Origin of the sequence: Microcystis sp. M20BS1 (assembly GCF_020245305.1) — a bacterium.
Taxonomy (GTDB): domain Bacteria; phylum Cyanobacteriota; class Cyanobacteriia; order Cyanobacteriales; family Microcystaceae; genus Microcystis; species Microcystis ichthyoblabe_A.
This window is the reverse complement of sequence record NZ_JADBUZ010000243.1, coordinates 1-15,595: the sequence shown is the minus strand read 5'-3', so window position 1 is coordinate 15,595 and position 15,595 is coordinate 1. Positions and strand designations below refer to the sequence as shown.

At 43.2% G+C, this 15,595-nt stretch carries 13 protein-coding genes, 1 pseudogene and 1 riboswitch; of the genes and pseudogenes, 6 read left to right on the top strand and 8 right to left on the bottom strand.

Annotation, left to right across the window (positions count from 1 at the left end):
* Positions 1-45: 45 nt before the first annotated feature.
* The 3 genes and pseudogenes from IM507_RS22850 to IM507_RS22830 all read right to left on the bottom strand — a co-directional run bounded on the left by IM507_RS22850 (position 46) and on the right by IM507_RS22830 (position 4,708).
* Entirely contained in the window at positions 46-2,061 is a 2,016-nt protein-coding gene (locus IM507_RS22850) for an ABC transporter ATP-binding protein (protein WP_002744598.1), read from the bottom strand.
* 51 nt (positions 2,062-2,112) lie between these two features.
* Positions 2,113-3,264: pseudogene (locus IM507_RS23620) on the bottom strand (glycosyltransferase family 4 protein).
* Positions 3,265-3,370: 106 nt separating this feature from the next.
* Entirely contained in the window at positions 3,371-4,708 is a 1,338-nt protein-coding gene (locus IM507_RS22830) for an ArsB/NhaD family transporter (protein ID WP_287637790.1), read from the bottom strand.
* A gap of 232 nt (positions 4,709-4,940) precedes the next feature.
* Positions 4,941-5,071: riboswitch (cyclic di-AMP (ydaO/yuaA leader) on the bottom strand.
* A 192-nt stretch (positions 5,072-5,263) separates the two neighbouring features.
* On the opposite strand from IM507_RS22830, the gene IM507_RS22825 reads away from it, so the two are divergent.
* Positions 5,264-5,842, top strand: a complete 579-nt coding sequence (locus IM507_RS22825) for a DUF3172 domain-containing protein (protein WP_002733879.1) — start codon at positions 5,264-5,266, stop codon at positions 5,840-5,842.
* A 154-nt stretch (positions 5,843-5,996) separates the two neighbouring features.
* Here IM507_RS22825 and IM507_RS22820 read toward each other — a convergent pair whose 3' ends face one another.
* Together IM507_RS22820 and IM507_RS22815 are read right to left on the bottom strand one after the other, a co-directional pair.
* Positions 5,997-6,314 (bottom strand): P-II family nitrogen regulator, encoded by a 318-nt coding sequence (locus IM507_RS22820; RefSeq protein WP_002734429.1) that lies wholly within the window; start codon positions 6,312-6,314, stop codon positions 5,997-5,999.
* A gap of 73 nt (positions 6,315-6,387) precedes the next feature.
* Entirely contained in the window at positions 6,388-7,368 is a 981-nt protein-coding gene (locus IM507_RS22815; protein ID WP_287637789.1) for a sodium-dependent bicarbonate transport family permease, read from the bottom strand.
* Between the two features lie 664 nt (positions 7,369-8,032).
* Here IM507_RS22815 and rimI point away from each other — a divergent pair.
* From rimI to IM507_RS22795, 4 genes are all read left to right on the top strand, one after another.
* Complete coding sequence (rimI, locus tag IM507_RS22810; RefSeq protein ID WP_287637788.1) at positions 8,033-8,611, top strand: ribosomal protein S18-alanine N-acetyltransferase; 579 nt, start codon at positions 8,033-8,035, stop codon at positions 8,609-8,611.
* A 38-nt stretch (positions 8,612-8,649) separates the two neighbouring features.
* Positions 8,650-9,840, top strand: a complete 1,191-nt coding sequence (locus IM507_RS22805) for a glycosyltransferase family 4 protein (RefSeq protein ID WP_002731995.1) — start codon at positions 8,650-8,652, stop codon at positions 9,838-9,840.
* A gap of 90 nt (positions 9,841-9,930) precedes the next feature.
* Positions 9,931-10,548 (top strand): CP12 domain-containing protein, encoded by a 618-nt coding sequence (locus tag IM507_RS22800; protein WP_002756663.1) that lies wholly within the window; start codon positions 9,931-9,933, stop codon positions 10,546-10,548.
* 97 nt (positions 10,549-10,645) lie between these two features.
* Complete coding sequence (locus IM507_RS22795; protein ID WP_069474416.1) at positions 10,646-11,152, top strand: DUF1269 domain-containing protein; 507 nt, start codon at positions 10,646-10,648, stop codon at positions 11,150-11,152.
* A gap of 127 nt (positions 11,153-11,279) precedes the next feature.
* Here the strand turns inward: IM507_RS22795 and IM507_RS22790 are convergent, their stop codons facing one another.
* From IM507_RS22790 to acs, 3 genes are all read right to left on the bottom strand, one after another.
* A complete protein-coding gene (locus tag IM507_RS22790) occupies positions 11,280-11,699 on the bottom strand; it encodes a GNAT family N-acetyltransferase (RefSeq protein ID WP_256094022.1) in 420 nt (139 codons plus the stop codon).
* Between the two features lie 145 nt (positions 11,700-11,844).
* Complete coding sequence (locus IM507_RS22785; protein WP_042790432.1) at positions 11,845-12,441, bottom strand: hypothetical protein; 597 nt, start codon at positions 12,439-12,441, stop codon at positions 11,845-11,847.
* A gap of 258 nt (positions 12,442-12,699) precedes the next feature.
* Positions 12,700-14,670 carry an acetate--CoA ligase gene (gene acs / locus IM507_RS22780; protein WP_123230632.1) on the bottom strand — a complete coding sequence of 657 codons (1,971 nt, stop codon included), beginning with the start codon at positions 14,668-14,670 and terminating at the stop codon, positions 12,700-12,702.
* 251 nt (positions 14,671-14,921) lie between these two features.
* Between acs and psaC the strand changes: the two genes are divergently transcribed.
* A complete protein-coding gene (gene psaC, locus IM507_RS22775; protein WP_002734319.1) occupies positions 14,922-15,167 on the top strand; it encodes a photosystem I iron-sulfur center protein PsaC in 246 nt (81 codons plus the stop codon).
* Positions 15,168-15,595 lie beyond the last annotated feature (428 nt).

Genomic DNA, 15,595 nt, shown 5'->3' with positions numbered 1-15,595 from the left:
ACTGACTCCTCACCTAACGGAATATTTTTGATTTTTGCAGGAGATCTATCGAGTTGAGGAATGCTCGTAGTCTTCGATAATGTGGAGAAGTCGCATAGCTGAACTACAGGATTCTTCTAAAATTTCCTGTTTCTCCTGAGAATCATCGATTAAATCTTCAGATACCAGACGCAGAGAACCTAAAAGACTATTAAGACTGCTTCTCGCTTCGTAGGATAAATAAGCTTTTCTTTTTTGCTCATCTTCCCTATTCTTAGAGTCGTCCTCTTTGCTATCACTAAATTGCAGAGCGTGTAAATGGGCATAATGACCACCTTGAGCTAATAATTCCTCGTGATTGCCGATTTCTGCCACTTTTCCTTTGTCCAGCACCACAATTTGATAGGCTTTTTGAACTGTGGAAAGACGGTGAGCGATCACAAGAGTAGTCCGCTCGCGACAGAGTTCGTCGATCGCTTCCTGTACTAAACGCTCAGAAATTGTATCCAAAGCACTGGTGGCTTCATCGAGAATGAGAATATCTGGATCTCGCAGTAAGGCACGAGCGATCGCTAATCTTTGTTTTTGTCCCCCCGAAAGTCTCACTCCCCGATCGCCAATTTCCGTATCCAGTCCTTCCGGCAGTTTGGAGATAAACTCGTAGGCATTCGCCCTTTTTGTCGCTGCTACAATTTCTGCATCACTAACATCGGTTAATCCGTAGGCAATATTAAAACGCAGAGAATTATTAAAGAGAAAAGTATCTTGACTGACTATTCCCATGGCTTTTCTCAGAGATTTGACCTCATAATCGCGTAAATCTTGACCGTCAAAAAGAATCCTCCCAGCTGTAGGATCATAAAAGCGTGGTAATAAATCAGCAATTGTCGATTTTCCCGCCCCCGAAGCACCAACAAGAGCGATCATTTTTCCTTTTGGAATCCACAGATCGATGCCATTGAGAACTAATTCTTGATGACCGGGATAGAAAAATTGGACGTTATCAAAGTGAATACCTGTCTCTAATCTTTGATAGGGAATAGAGCCATTAGTCATAAATGGTTTATTCTCTCGAATGAGAAAATCCGCTACCACCTCTACTGCGGAAACATCACCCAATAGACTACTCCTAACACCGTTAATTTGACTAACTATCGGCAAGGCCCGGAAAAGCACATAGAGATAGGTCAATAAAATTGTCGCTAAAGCTTGCAGTTGTTCATTAAAAAGATAACGACCAGCAATGATAATTAAAGCAATAATAATTACCCCACCGATCTCATTGAGCGGTCCGATTACAGCATTATTAGTCTGGGCATCTAAACCCGCTTTCTCCCTAGCTTCGATATCTTCCACAATAGATTTTAATTCGTATCTTTCATTTCCTACTGCTTTAATTAGGCGAATTCCCGTTAACAGTTCCAACAGTTTATTACTTTGCTGTTTAGCCGTTACGGTGATAATCTCTCCAAACTTTTTTGATCTCTTGACAAAATATTGATTAAGCAGAGCTAAAAAGCCACCCAAAACACTAGAAAGAATAGTTAATTGCCAAGAAATTGATAATAAAATAGCCAAGTACATCAAAGCTGTGGCGACAATCTTAATCAGGTTTATGTAATTTCTAATTGATGCTACAGCCCGATTAATCTCGGACATAAAACGATTAAAAATATCTCCTATTTTACTTTTTACATAATAATCTATATCCACTTCTAGCAACAGAATAACTGAATCAATTCGCATATCTTTGGACATAATCAAAGACAAGTAAGTGCCTAGCAAATTACTGACAAAATTGGTAATGTGCTTGAGAATTAAAATTAATAATATCGCCGCAAACATCCAGAAAAAACGAGTATCGACCGAGAAAACCTCGAAAACGGAGAGCAGCTTTTTGATAATGTGGGGGGCATTTTTTAAGATATCATTTTCGGGATTAATAAAATAAATTAGTAAGGGGATAACTAAAATAGCTCCTACCCCATTAAATATGGTACTGACAAACCCGATAATAATGCTGGAAACCACTAATATCCAGTGTTTCAGCGTATATTTAAGCAGAATTTGATTAGGATTCATCGCAAGTAATAAAGTAAACAGTGAACGGTCAATTATCCTACTCGCTAGACTCTAATATTTTGCTTCCAGAGAAGTAATTAGGCGAGAGAGAGTTGTCGCCATGGCGGTGGTACTATAAGAGGCAATACAGCGCTCTCTCGCTTTTATTCCTCGTGCATTAGCCGAGTCGAGATGATTAAAAACTTCGCTAATCATAGCAGCTAGTTGCTCTGGCGATCGAGGTTCGACTAAATAGCCAATATCAGCTAAAATTTCGGGAATATCTGCCACTTTAGTGGAAATAATCTGTTTAGCCATCGCCATACCATCGGTGAGTTTAATCGGAAATTGGGCGTTAGCCGTAGCTTCATCCCTCTGGGGAACGATAATAGCATGGGCAGCGGCAATAACTTCCGGCATTTGATCGATCGGTTGAGCAGGTAAATGAATTAACCAAGGTTGACCTTTTTCTAGCAAACTATCCAGATAACCATCCCCGATTTGGCGACCTCCCAGCACCACCAATTTAAAATCAGGATCACCAATTTGATCTAAAGCGATTAAGACATCTTCTAAACCTTTGTGGAACATTAAGACTTTATAGGCAGATAAACCGTATTTTTGACGACAAGCGACGGGATCGTAAAGATTGGGATCGAAAAGTTACGTATCCTTGCCATTCGGTAAATAAATCCCCCCATAACGCTTTTGCAAAAATTGATTATTAACCGTCACCGCATCGGCACGGTTAATTAAATTTTCCAGCCAGCACAGATAAAGAGGGTGATTCGGATCCCTAAGCGCAGCATTTTTTTGAGTATATCCCTAGCTAATTGTCGGGGATAAGGACGATAGGACCATCGATCACCACCAAACCAACTCATTTCCCAATCGTCAATATCGAGAATTAGGGGACGTGGGAAAAAAACGTTTCAGTAAACCGATGCCGAAACTGGTGGGACGGGGTTTAACCGCGTAGATAATCTCTCCGGAGAGGCGATCGAGTAAAGTTTTGATCTGGCCAAAAAACTGGGGATAATTATTGCCTTTGACCGATACCACCGCTATATTCCCCGGTGGGGTTGGATAGATTTCCCAGCCAAAAATCGGACCATAAACCGTCACCTGACAGTTTAGCTGTTGCAAGACTTGAGCAATCAAATAGACTCTTGTACCACCACCACCGGATAAATCTGGTGCTAAAACAGAGATTTTTTTGTTCATGATCGCCGCTCAATCCAGATTATCTAGCACGATAGAAGAATGTTAATCAATGTTAACGATTTTGTCAATCTTAAACGGACTTAACATTAATATCCCCAGAGATAGACTAGACAAAGAAAACTAACATATACATAGCCGAGACGACTAACTGAGTAAACATCACTGGTAAACCGTAGCGCAGGAAGGTGTGAAAAGTAATTTTGCCCCCGTGTTGTTCGGCGATGCCGGCGGCGACAATATTAGAAGAAGCTCCCACTAAAGTACCATTACCCCCTAGGGTGGCTCCATACATCATCGCATAGAAAAGCGGTAAAACTTCTGGGGGAAAAGAACCGGCATAATCGGGGGAAAGAACCTCCGTCCCGACTAAATTAACATTAACAAGGTACTGTTTCAGTAGTGGAACCATGGCCACCACTAGGGGAATATTGGGAACGACACTGGAAACAAGTCCGACAAAAAACAGCAAGACTAGAGAACCTAAAAAGATATTTTTGCCTAAAATTATCGCCAGAAGTCCCGATACACTATTAACTACGCCAGTTTTTTCTAAACCGCCAATTAGCACAAAAATCGACATAAAAAATAATAGGGTACTCCAGTCCACATCTCGGAGAATATTATGCACCGTATCTATCTTCGATTGCTGGGCTAAAAGTAGGGCTAAAGCTGCCCCCATCAGAGCAACGGCAGCAGGAGCAAGGGGTACAGGAAAAGATTCGCCGACGACGAATAAAAATAAGACCAAAAAGACGATAATTCCCCCCAAAGCTAAGACGCGAGGATGATTAATCTTCGGATGGGGTAAGTCTTCTAAATGCTCGAATTTTGTCCGCCAGATTTTGGGGAATAACCAAGGTAACATAACCAGAATGGTAATCACTGCCAAGGCACCACCTAAACTTAAACGCTGTAGGTATTCCATGAAGGTGATATTAATAGAATCACCGACGATATAAGTAGCGGGATCACCAACAATAGTTAATAATCCTGCACTGTTGGCTACGAAAACCATCAGGATTAAGAGCGGCACAAAATCCACCCCTATATCCTGTGCTAATGGGGGAATTAAAGGTGCTAATAACATCACCGTTGTAGCGTTGGGTAATACCGCACAGATTGGGGTAGTAATAGCGACAATTCCTATTAGTAATAATTTGCCTTGTCCCTTGGCTAAAAGCACCATTTGTGCTGCTAAATAATCAAAAATTTTCGTTGGTTCAAAGGCTCTTACTAACACCATCACTCCAAAAAATAGGGCAAGAGTGGCATAACTGCGACTGATATAACCCACCGCCTCCTGGAGAGTCATGATATGGGTAAAAACTAATATTAAAGCTCCTAATAAAGCCGCTACGGTAATATGAAGCCACTCGAACATAATCACCACAATGACTGCAATAAAAGTCATCGCAGCAATCCACATTGGTAAAGATTCCAGCATTTTTGATCCTGTTTTTACTCTTGGTTTCTCGATACAACTAAAAGTTTGCTCGAAAAATGTACAGCAAACTCATAGAAAATATGGTTATCTACGGAAAATCTTAAAATTGTTGTGATCGGTAAGCTGATATCAGAATCTCCATAAACAATGTCTCCTGTAAGTTATGACTATCAAGTAGTACCAGCGACATAACTGAACCGATCAAGACATTACTAGGAATGTAGTGATGTTTCAGTCTTCCCCCCCACGCCGACGAAGTTAGCTGACGGGCTAGGATAGAGAGATATCCTTTTCTAGGCTAAAAAATCTAGAAATACGCCCCCAAATGTGGTTCCTCCGCTCCGAATTTGTCTAGCTAATATCTAGCATAGAAACTCGGATTAGGCTGACTTACTCTGTTTAGTGATCCACCATAGCATACTAACCCAAAAAAAACGATATAGCCCTATACCAGACCTATCCTGTCGGTTATCCCCCGGGTTGCTAGGATAGAACAATGATAAGCTAATAGCTAACGACTGACCGCCATAGCAGCCACAGGAGAAAGAAATTTCTATGAATAGAAGACCTCGTTATACTCCTCCCCGATCGCGTGATCGTGATTATGACCGCTCCTATGGCGATGACTCCCGCGCTTCGTCCCCCGGAGGCCTATTGGCAAAATTGAACTATGCCATGATCGCCCTGATTGGTGGTATTTTTGTACTAGGAGTGGGTCTCGGTCTGGTATTCAGTTCTACCGCTAATTTTAGCCCCGAAAACGTCGCTTCCCGAGAAGTAATCGATCGCAGCGCCCCCAATGCGGAATTATGCGTGCAATTTGGGGCCAGTGCCATTGTCACCGATTTGCGGGTTTATGTCACCCTTAACCCCTTTAATGTTTTTGTTACCCAACCAGTCATGCAACCCGGTTGCGTTTTGCGACGCAATAACTGGTCAATTTTAGAACAACAAAAATTAGTCGATGGACAGCAGGTACAAAGTTGTAAAAACCGGATGAATACCTTTGGTTATACCGGCCCCTTGGAAGGCAAACCGAAAATCGATTGTATCTTCCAAAATGAAGCTGGGGGTAATCTTTTTGTTAATCCTGCTGGCGCTGTTGGTCCCAGACCAGATACAGATAAATTCTAAACTGGAAAAGATCGTTCTCCTGACTGATGACTTGAAAGAGGGTGTGGGGTGTGGGGTGTAGGGAAGGAAACCTCTTTCATCTGTGGGGGTGAAAATTTTTTCATCGGGACTGACTCCTAATTAACTAAGACAATTTTTGATTTTTACAAGAGGTCTAATGAGTTAGCCATTGGGCCGTAGTCACTACAAAAATTCCGCCAGCTTTTTTTAAAAAAGGCTGAATTTTATCGATCAGACGATTAAGTTGTTCGTCACTATTACAAACCGTCATAATGTAGTTACCACTGTAATCACAATCCAAGTCATCACGGGATAAACCTCGATCGCCTTTTCCCGAAGCATTGCCAAGGACGGTATAACCGGAAACTCCGACAAGATCAAGAATGCTTAAGGTTTCTTCCAGAAGAGCATGACTAACAATTATGTCCACTTTTTTGACAGTTTGTAGGGAAGGATGAGGGGATTCAAGCATGGTAGTTAAGTAAAAAAGGTATAAGTGCAAGAGAAAAATTTTGACAGGAATTATTTAAAAACCGCCTGGCTTTTTAGACTCCACGGCCAATGATTTTGATCATCTCTAGGTACAGAGGAATACCGATGACGATATTGAAGGGAAAAGTTAAAGCCAAGGCCATAGAAACGTATACACTAGGATTAGCTTCAGGAACAGTCATTCTCATGGCCGCAGGAACAGCAATATAAGAGGCACTGGCACACAAAACAGCGAATAATAAAGCATTGCCCTGTTCAAATCCGAGAACCTTAGCGATGAGAATGCCAACCATAGCATTGATGACGGGAATGAATACCGCAAAACCGATGAGAAAAGAACCAGTTTTGCCTAATTCCTGGATTCTTTTCGCCGCCACTAATCCCATATCAAGGAGAAAGAAAGTTAACGCACCATAAAAAATTCCTTGAGTGAAAGGTTGTAGTTTTTCCCAGCCTTTTTCCCCTGTGAGCATACCAACCACAACACTACCGACTAAGAGAAATACCGAACCATTTAAAAAGGCTTCATGTAGAACCTTTGACCAAGAAAACGCTTCTTCTTCGCCATTTTTCTCTTTAAAGACTCGCACCAGGATTAAACCCACTACAATCGCCGGCGATTCCATTAAAGCTAAGGCCGCTACCATGTGACCGCCATAGGAAATATGAAGTTTTTCTAAAAAAGAACTGGCGGTGATGAAAGTAACGGCACTAATGGAACCATAGGCTGCGGCGATCGCTGCTGCATTGGCACTATCGAGTTTAATTTTCAGGATAAAGAAACTGTAAATGGGAACGATGCAAGCCATAACCACAGAGGCAATCAAAGTTAAAGCGATTTGGTTATTGATGCCACTTTCCGCTAGTTCATAACCTCCCTTGAAACCAATCGCCATCAACAGATAGAGAGAAAAGAGTTTAGGCAGTGGTTGGGGAATCTCTAGGTCGGATTTAAAAAATACTGCCAGCATTCCTAAGAAAAAGAACAAAACCGGCGGATTGAGAATATTGAACAGGATTAAGCTGCCATCCATAGGTTTGCGTACATTGAGTTATTCCAATCTATACTATTCAATTTTGAGAATACTGGCAAAATGATAATTACTCGCAGCCAGAAATACGTTAGTCTCTATCATACTTTGTGCTTTTTGTCAAAAAAACTTTTTTTTTGCAATAAAACTACACAAAAAAAAGATCATCGTTGTGGGTGAAATTGACTGATTTACCCGTCTTAATTAGGATCACCTTCTAGGTGTGGCAAGGGTTTCAGCCATTGCTGCCCAAAAAAGCACAAGATAACCCATTATGAAATTCAGTAAAATCGCTGTAACCATGATAACATCGTTGTTAAATAAAAATCTTTCTCAATTAATTCTTAAGAATTTATAAATATTGCGAAATGTTAATTTAAATATTATCAAGTTTTTGCAGTCAATAAATAACTTTTGCTTATATTTGTCAGAAAATAGAACTCCTGCAAAAATCCCACATCTACTATTGGGTTAGGAGTCAGTATTTAGGAGACTCCGAGACTATTTTTATTTATTCTCCCTTCTCCCCACACCCCACTCCCCACTCCCCACTCCCCCACACCCCACACCCCACACCCTACACCCTACACCCCACACCCCACACCCCACACCCCACACCCTACACCCTACACCCCACACCCTACACCCCACTCCCGTTCCCCGATCAATGCCAAAAATCCAGCTTAAAACCCCAAAATCGCCGCATCTTGCCGCCATGGTAGCACTTGATCGCAGCAGTCTCGGCGGTATTTGGACCCTATCTGGTTATGAACGGGAATTAAACAGCCCCAACAGTGAATTATTAATTCTTACCCTAGACCAGAAGGACGAAACCCTAATCGGATTGGCTTGTTCTTGGGCAATTCTCGAAGAAGCGCATATTACCCTCCTGGCAATTTATCCCGACTATCAAAGACAAGGATTAGGAAAACTGCTTCTCTACAAACTGCTTGAAAAGGCTGTACAAAGACAACTGGAAAGGGCTACGCTAGAGGTAAGGGTATCGAACCAGTCAGCAATCGCACTCTACGAGCATTTTGGCTTCCGCATCGCTGGAGAGCGGAAAAATTATTATTCGCAAACTGGCGAATCAGCCCTAATTTTCTGGCGCAACGATCTACAAACGGCCGCTTTTCAGGAACAATTAAACAAGTGGCGACAAGAAATCCTCTCCAGACTGGGGCAGGGAGAGTGGCAATTAGAGGAAGAAACCAGAGCCAAAATAGATACCATGGGGATGCAATGATTACCTACAAGCTTAAATCAGGTCGAGGTTAGGGAAAAATGAGGATTTTAGTCTTGGCGTGGGAATTTCCACCGCGATTAGTGGGCGGTATCGCCCGTCATGTTGCCGAACTCTATCCCGAAATCGTCAAACTCGGTCATGAAGTCCATTTAATCACGATCGAATTCGGTCAGGCCCCCAGTTATGAACTGGTGGAAGGTATTCACATCCACCGCGTCCCCGTACCCCCCGGCAATGACTTTTTCCATTGGGTGGTCAACATGAATAACAGCATGGGGCAACAAGGCGGCAAAATAATCGCCGAATACGGAAAATTTGACCTTGTTCATGCCCACGATTGGTTAGTAGGGGATGCAGCCATCGCCTTGAAACATCTCTTTAAAATACCCCTGATTGCCACGATTCACGCCACGGAATACGGACGTTATAACGGACTGCACACCGACACCCAACGCTATATCGCCGGCAAAGAGGGAACCCTCGTCTATAATGCTTGGCGCGTCATCGTCTGTACCGGCTATATGCGTCATGAAGTCCATCGAGCTTTGGGCGCACCCTGGGATAAAATCGATGTGGTTTATAACGGTATTCGGGCCGAGAAAAAGCAAAGAGACCCTAACTTTGATTACCAAGCTTTTCGTCGTCAATATGCCGAAGATCACCAAAAAATAGTCTATTACGTCGGGCGCATGACCTTTGAAAAGGGGGTTTCGGTGTTACTCAACGCTGCCCCAAAAGTCCTCGCTCAGACTGGGGCTAAAACTAAATTTGTTATTATCGGTGGCGGCAATACCGACAAACTTAAACAACAGGCCTGGCATCTCGGTATCTGGCATCATTGTTATTTTACGGGCTTTATGTCCGATGAAAACCTCGATCGCTTCCAAACCGTGGCCGATTGTGCCGTTTTTCCCAGTCTTTACGAACCTTTTGGCATTGTCGCCCTGGAAAGTTTCGCCGCTAGGGTTCCCGTGGTAGTTTCCGATACCTGCGGTTTTCCCGAAGTTGTCCGTCATGGTCAAACGGGAATTGTCACCCGGGTCAATAATCCCGATTCCCTCGCTTGGGGCATTTTGGAGGTTTTAAATCATCCTGAATACGCCCACGAATTAGCTAATAACGCCTACGAAGACCTAGAAAAACGCTTTCATTGGGCGAATTTAGCCCGTCAAACCGAGACAGTATATGGTTTGGTTGTCCAAGAACGACAACTGGTGGAATGGCGTTAATCAGGGAGCGGTTTTTTAGCCGTCAGCCGTCAGTATTAGGGGTCAGTTTATGTCTTAAAATAACAAAGGCACAACTTAACTTCTCCAAATATGACTATGAAAGCAGCTGAAATTATGACCACGGAGGTGGCCAAGATTAAAGGTTCTGAAACCGTTGCCAAAGCGGTGCAATTGATGAGAGAAAAGAACATTAGAACTCTCATTGTTGATCGCCGTCACGATGAAGATGCTTACGGAATTATCACCGAAACCGATATTGTCTATAAAGTCGTCGCTTTCGGTCAAGATCCGCAAAAAGTGCGCGTCTATGAAGTGATGAGCAAACCCTGCATCGTGATTAATCCCGACCTCGGGGTTGAATATGTAGCCCGCTTATTTGCTAATACCGGTATTCGTTTCGCACCGGTAATTAAAGGCGGTTTGCTCGGTGTTATCTCTGTTAGTGACATCCTCCATAAAGGTAACGCCGTCGAGAAGCCCCGCAGTCTTGATTTAGAAGCGGAGATTATCAAAGCTAGAGATATTGCCCGGGCAGTCTGTGCTGAAAAAGGAGGAAATTCTCCCGATTGTGCCGCAGCTTGGGATATTGTTGAGGAATTACAGGCAGAATTGGCACACCAACGCGCTAAAAAACCGGAAAAAACCTATTTTGAGGAATACTGTCAAGAAAATCCCGATGCTTTTGAAGCGCGTATTTATGACACCTAATCCCCATGGGTTTTCGGTATTCTCCGATACCTCAAACTTTTTAATCCGGCAAAAGTAGTGTATAAAGGTTTTATTTGCTAATAATCGAGGAAAAATTATGGCTGATCTATTTGTCATCGCCTATGAGGACGAATTTAAAGCAGAAGAAGTTCGTTTAACTTTGGCTAAACTGCAACAGGAACATCTGATCGAGTTAGAAGATGCTGCCGTAGTGGTTAAAAACAAAGATGGCCAGATTAAACTCAAGCAAGCGGTCAATTTAACGGCAGCAGGAGCCGCTAGTGGCAGTTTCTGGGGGTTATTAATCGGAATGCTCTTTTTATCCCCCTTATTAGGGGCCGTCCTCGGTGCTGCTGGTGGTGCTTTGGGAGGTGCTTTAAGTGATATCGGTGTGGATGACAATTTTATGCGCGAATTGGGAGAAACCCTGCAGCCCAGTACCTCTGCTCTCTTTGTTCTCGTCCAAAAAGTTACCCCCGATAAGGTCCTCGATGAAGTGGCCCCCTACGGAGGTAAAGTGTTACGCACTTCTTTGACCAAAACCGACGAAGCTGAATTACAGAAAGTTCTCGACCAAAGAGGTGTTCAACCCGAAACCGTTTAGGATATGGGTCCATAAAAGCCAGAAAAAGGGAATATATTTCCCTTTTTACTTTTTGAAGAAGAATGGGTTTAGCATGACAACCACAGCAGCTATAAAATAAGAAACAATCAATAATTATTAATGAACTTTAAGCTTCGATCGAGAATAAAAGTGCTTCAGTGTCGTAGTATTTATTCGTTAATCCCATTGATTGCATTCCTAATCTTTCGGTGACACGAATTGAGCGATAATTATCGGGATTAACCACTGCGTAGATAATCGGCAATTGTAAGGTGATTAAGCCGTATTCTAGAATAACTTTAGCCGCTTCGGTTATATATCCTTGTCCCCAATAATCGCGCCGTAAATGCCAACCAATTTCGCTATCTGGGGTAGGATAACCGTAGTTATCGGGTAAATTCTGTAAAATTATCGAACCGATAATCTGATTATTTTTTTGATCGATCATTGCCCACCAATCGCTGCCATTACCCTGATTACGAATAGTTGCTAATCTTTCGGAAAAATGGGCATTTAAACTCTCAATATCCGTGGCTAACTGACGAATTCTCGGTAAAAAATCAGTGACTTCGGAATTTTGATAGATTCTGAAAAAAAGACTCTTTGTCTGCGGGTAGTTGCCAAGAACGGAGAATTAGGCGATTACTGTTCATTGTTTTAGTGAGCAAATTATAGCAATTCTCTGGCTGAGATTAGGGATTATTGTTGATAAAAAAACTTCTAAATCCCACTGCTAGTAGGGAACCACTTAAGACAGTTATCAATGTCCAAATTTGATTCTTTTGGGTTCCTTCGACTTTCTCTAAGCGTTTATTCATGTCATCAAATTTACTATCAAGAGTTTTAATATCACCTTTAACTTCCGTCAGTTCAATCTTTAAATCAGTAGTATCTTTTTGAAGATTTTTGACATCAGCTTTTATTTCCGCTTGTCCATTCTCGATCACCTTCAATCGATTGTCCACCTCAATCAGTCGAGTTTCCGTGGTAGTGAGTCGAGTTTCCACGGTAGTGAGTCGATTGTCCACGGTAGTGAGTCGATTGTCCACCTCAATGAGTCGAGTTTCTATGGTAGTGAGTCGAGTTTCCATGGTGGTGAGTCGATTGTCCACGGTAGTGAGTCGATTGTCCACGGTAGTGAGTCGAGTTTCCATGGTAGTGAGTCGATTGTCCATGGTAGTGAGTCGATTATCGATTTCGTTGAATCGATGTTCGATTATCTTCTGTCCATTGAGGATTAAATCTTCTAGTCTTTTTAAATCATTATCGGTAGTAGTGGTGGTGGTCATTGATTAAACTCCTATAATTTCAATTTGCTCTTATCTTTATCATTATACCAAATCCGTTTTTAATCCTGTGATTAACTCCCAAGTTATGGATTGTTTTTCCCCACTTCCCACTTCCCCTATACCTTTTAAACAGGATTTATTATTAGCTATGGATTTGGTGCTTGAGCAAATATGTTCACCGAGCATCAATCCCGTTAGAGTGAGATAAGATTAACTCTTATTCCTCACCCTAACTGCTAGGAAAAACTGCCAATTAAATTAGGCACCTTGGCGCAATTTGTCCAAAACCGATCGATCTTCTAGAGTAGAAGTATCACCAGAAATCTCTTGACCTGATGCTAAAGTTCGCAAGAGACGACGCATAATTTTACCCGATCGCGTTTTTGGCAGTACATCGGTAAAACGGATTTCTCCCGGTCGAGCAATAATGCCAATTTCCTTGACAACGTGATCCTTTAATGCTTGCGCTAACTCCGGACTCGCTTCATAATGCCCCTCGAGAGTCACAAAAGCATAGACTTCTTCCCCTTTAATTTCATCCGGTCGTCCCACCACAGCCGCCTCCGCTACCGCGGGATGAGATACTAAAGCTGATTCGATCTCCATTGTCCCTAAACGGTGGCCAGAAACGCTAATCACGTCATCAACGCGCCCCATTACCCAGAAATAACCGTCCTCGTCCTGACGACTACCATCTCCAGCAAAATAGAGATATTGGCCATCTTTGGGGGCGATCTGTTCCCAGTAGGTATTGCGGAAGCGATCGGGATTTTTATAGACTGTTCGTAGCATACCGGGCCAGGGATATTTGACCACCAGATAACCCCCCTCATTCGCGTGGGTGGGATTGCCCTCTAAGTCCACCACTGCGGCGATAATACCGGGAAAAGGTAGGGTTGCTGACCCCGGTTTGGTGGCAATTGCCCCGGGTAAGGGAGTAATCATAATCCCCCCGGTTTCCGTTTGCCACCAAGTATCGACAATCGGACATTTTTCTTTACCGATAACCCGGTGATACCACATCCACGCTTCTGGGTTAATCGGTTCTCCCACAGTTCCCAGTAAGCGCAAAGAGGATAAATCCCGGCTATTGGGGATGTCTTCACCCATTTTGATAAAAGCGCGGATAGCAGTGGGGGCAGTATAAAAGATATTAACGCGATATTTCTCGATTACATCCCAAAAACAGCCTAAATTAGAGGGACGGGGAACCCCTTCATACATTACCGTGGTGGCACCATTGGAAAGCGGTCCGTAAACGATATAACTATGGCCGGTAATCCAACCCACATCGGCAGTACACCAGTAAACATCGGTGTCTTTCAGGTCAAAAATCCATTTGCTGGTGACATGGGTGTAGAGATTATAACCGCCGGTGGTGTGGACGACTCCTTTCGGTTTGCCGGTGGAACCACTGGTGTAGAGGATAAATAACATATCTTCGCTATCCATGGGTTCGGCCGGACAATTAGCAGATACCTGTTTTTGTAGATCATGCCACCAGTAATCGCGATCGGCAACCATATTGATGGGTTCCTTGCTGCGCTGGACAACGAGAACTTTTTCCACACTGGGGGCGCTATTATCGGCTAGGGCCAGATCCACCTGTTCCTTGAGAGCAACGACTTTATCCTTGCGGAAACCACCATCGGCAGTGATTACCACCTTAGCGGCCGCATCATTAAGACGATCGCGCAAAGCATCGGCACTAAATCCCCCAAAAACGACACTGTGGGGCGCACCAATTCTGGCACAGGCTAACATGGCGATGGCCGCTTCGGGAATCATCGGCAGATAAATTCCGACCACATCGCCTTTTTTTACGCCTAATTCCTTTAAAGCGTTGGCAAATTGACATACTTCTCGGTGTAGCTGTTCGTAGGTAATGGTGCGGCTGTCTCCCGGTTCTCCTTCCCAAATGATGGCGGCTTTATTGCGTCTCCAAGTGGTGAGATGTCTGTCAATACAGTTGTAACAAATATTAATCTTGCCGTTGACGAACCATTTAGCAAAGGGGGGCTGCCAGTCAAGAACCTCTGACCATTTTTCAAACCAATGTAGTTCTTTTTCGGCTAATTGGGCCCAAAAAGCTGGGGGATCGGCCTTGGCTTTGGCGTAGAGTTGCTGGTATTCTTCAAGGCTTTTAATGGTGGCATTCTGAGCAAATTCGGCACTGGGAGGAAACAGCCGATTTTCCTGTAGGATCGATTCGATCGCTATTTCTGTCATACTGGCAAACGAAATAAATTATCTTGCGATCCAGATTACCTTTTTCGGTTCCCCCCGTAACCTTGGCAAGCAATTCTTTAAGGCTATTTTAGGATTAGCCGAGATGCGACTAGCGATCGCAATTTGGCCCCAAGTGTTACAGAGTTTAAAGTTATGTCACCGATCGAGCGATGAACAGATCGCTGTAAGGTAAACTAACCGATAAACCCGAAATTTAACATGGAGAACACTCGGTAAGGAGTCATAATTCAATGTCTCATAGCGTTAAAATTTACGATACCTGTATCGGTTGCACCCAATGCGTTCGGGCTTGTCCCCTCGACGTGCTGGAAATGGTCCCCTGGGATGGCTGTAAAGCTGCCCAGATTGCCTCCTCTCCCCGCACGGAAGACTGTATTGGTTGTAAGCGTTGCGAAACCGCTTGTCCGACGGATTTCTTAAGCATTCGGGTTTATCTCGGAGCAGAAACCACCCGCAGCATGGGTCTAGCCTACTAGGCCCGCCAATCATTCTGTGTTTAACATTTAGCGAAAACTAATCTTGTTAAGAGGACTAACCAGTCCTCTTTTTTCGTTATACTCCCGTCGCTAGTGAAGATTTTAGTTAGGGCTGGCTGAATTACTGAACTTCCCCCATACATATATACTACAATAGCCGAAAACCCTTATCCATCAATGGATACGCCCCTTAACTTTTCTTGATGTACCCATGTAATTTGTAACATTTCTTAATGGATAAGAATTCTCTCTATTTGCTAGAATGGTGGTCATGTATATAGAAAAAGTTCCTAATACCATTTCTCTAAATGAAAACTACACATCGAATTTAAGTCACCCTTTTTAAGGGGGATTTAGGGGGATTAAACTTCTGTAGTCAGACTTTGGAGAATTGGTATAACCGTAATTCCCCCCCCACCGTTCTTCTT

Bases quoted from the DNA above. Each gene is read 5' to 3' on its own strand.
- IM507_RS22850 (WP_002744598.1), bottom strand. From the start codon at position 2,061: ATGAATCCTAATCAAATTCTGCTTAAATATACGCTGAAACACTGGATA.
- IM507_RS22830 (WP_287637790.1), bottom strand. From the start codon at position 4,708: ATGCTGGAATCTTTACCAATGTGGATTGCTGCGATGACTTTTATTGCA.
- IM507_RS22825 (WP_002733879.1), top strand. From the start codon at position 5,264: ATGAATAGAAGACCTCGTTATACTCCTCCCCGATCGCGTGATCGTGAT.
- IM507_RS22820 (WP_002734429.1), bottom strand. From the start codon at position 6,314: ATGCTTGAATCCCCTCATCCTTCCCTACAAACTGTCAAAAAAGTGGAC.
- IM507_RS22815 (WP_287637789.1), bottom strand. From the start codon at position 7,368: ATGGATGGCAGCTTAATCCTGTTCAATATTCTCAATCCGCCGGTTTTG.
- rimI (WP_287637788.1), top strand. From the start codon at position 8,033: ATGCCAAAAATCCAGCTTAAAACCCCAAAATCGCCGCATCTTGCCGCC.
- IM507_RS22805 (WP_002731995.1), top strand. From the start codon at position 8,650: ATGAGGATTTTAGTCTTGGCGTGGGAATTTCCACCGCGATTAGTGGGC.
- IM507_RS22800 (WP_002756663.1), top strand. From the start codon at position 9,931: ATGACTATGAAAGCAGCTGAAATTATGACCACGGAGGTGGCCAAGATT.
- IM507_RS22795 (WP_069474416.1), top strand. From the start codon at position 10,646: ATGGCTGATCTATTTGTCATCGCCTATGAGGACGAATTTAAAGCAGAA.
- IM507_RS22785 (WP_042790432.1), bottom strand. From the start codon at position 12,441: ATGACCACCACCACTACTACCGATAATGATTTAAAAAGACTAGAAGAT.
- acs (WP_123230632.1), bottom strand. From the start codon at position 14,670: ATGACAGAAATAGCGATCGAATCGATCCTACAGGAAAATCGGCTGTTT.
- psaC (WP_002734319.1), top strand. From the start codon at position 14,922: ATGTCTCATAGCGTTAAAATTTACGATACCTGTATCGGTTGCACCCAA.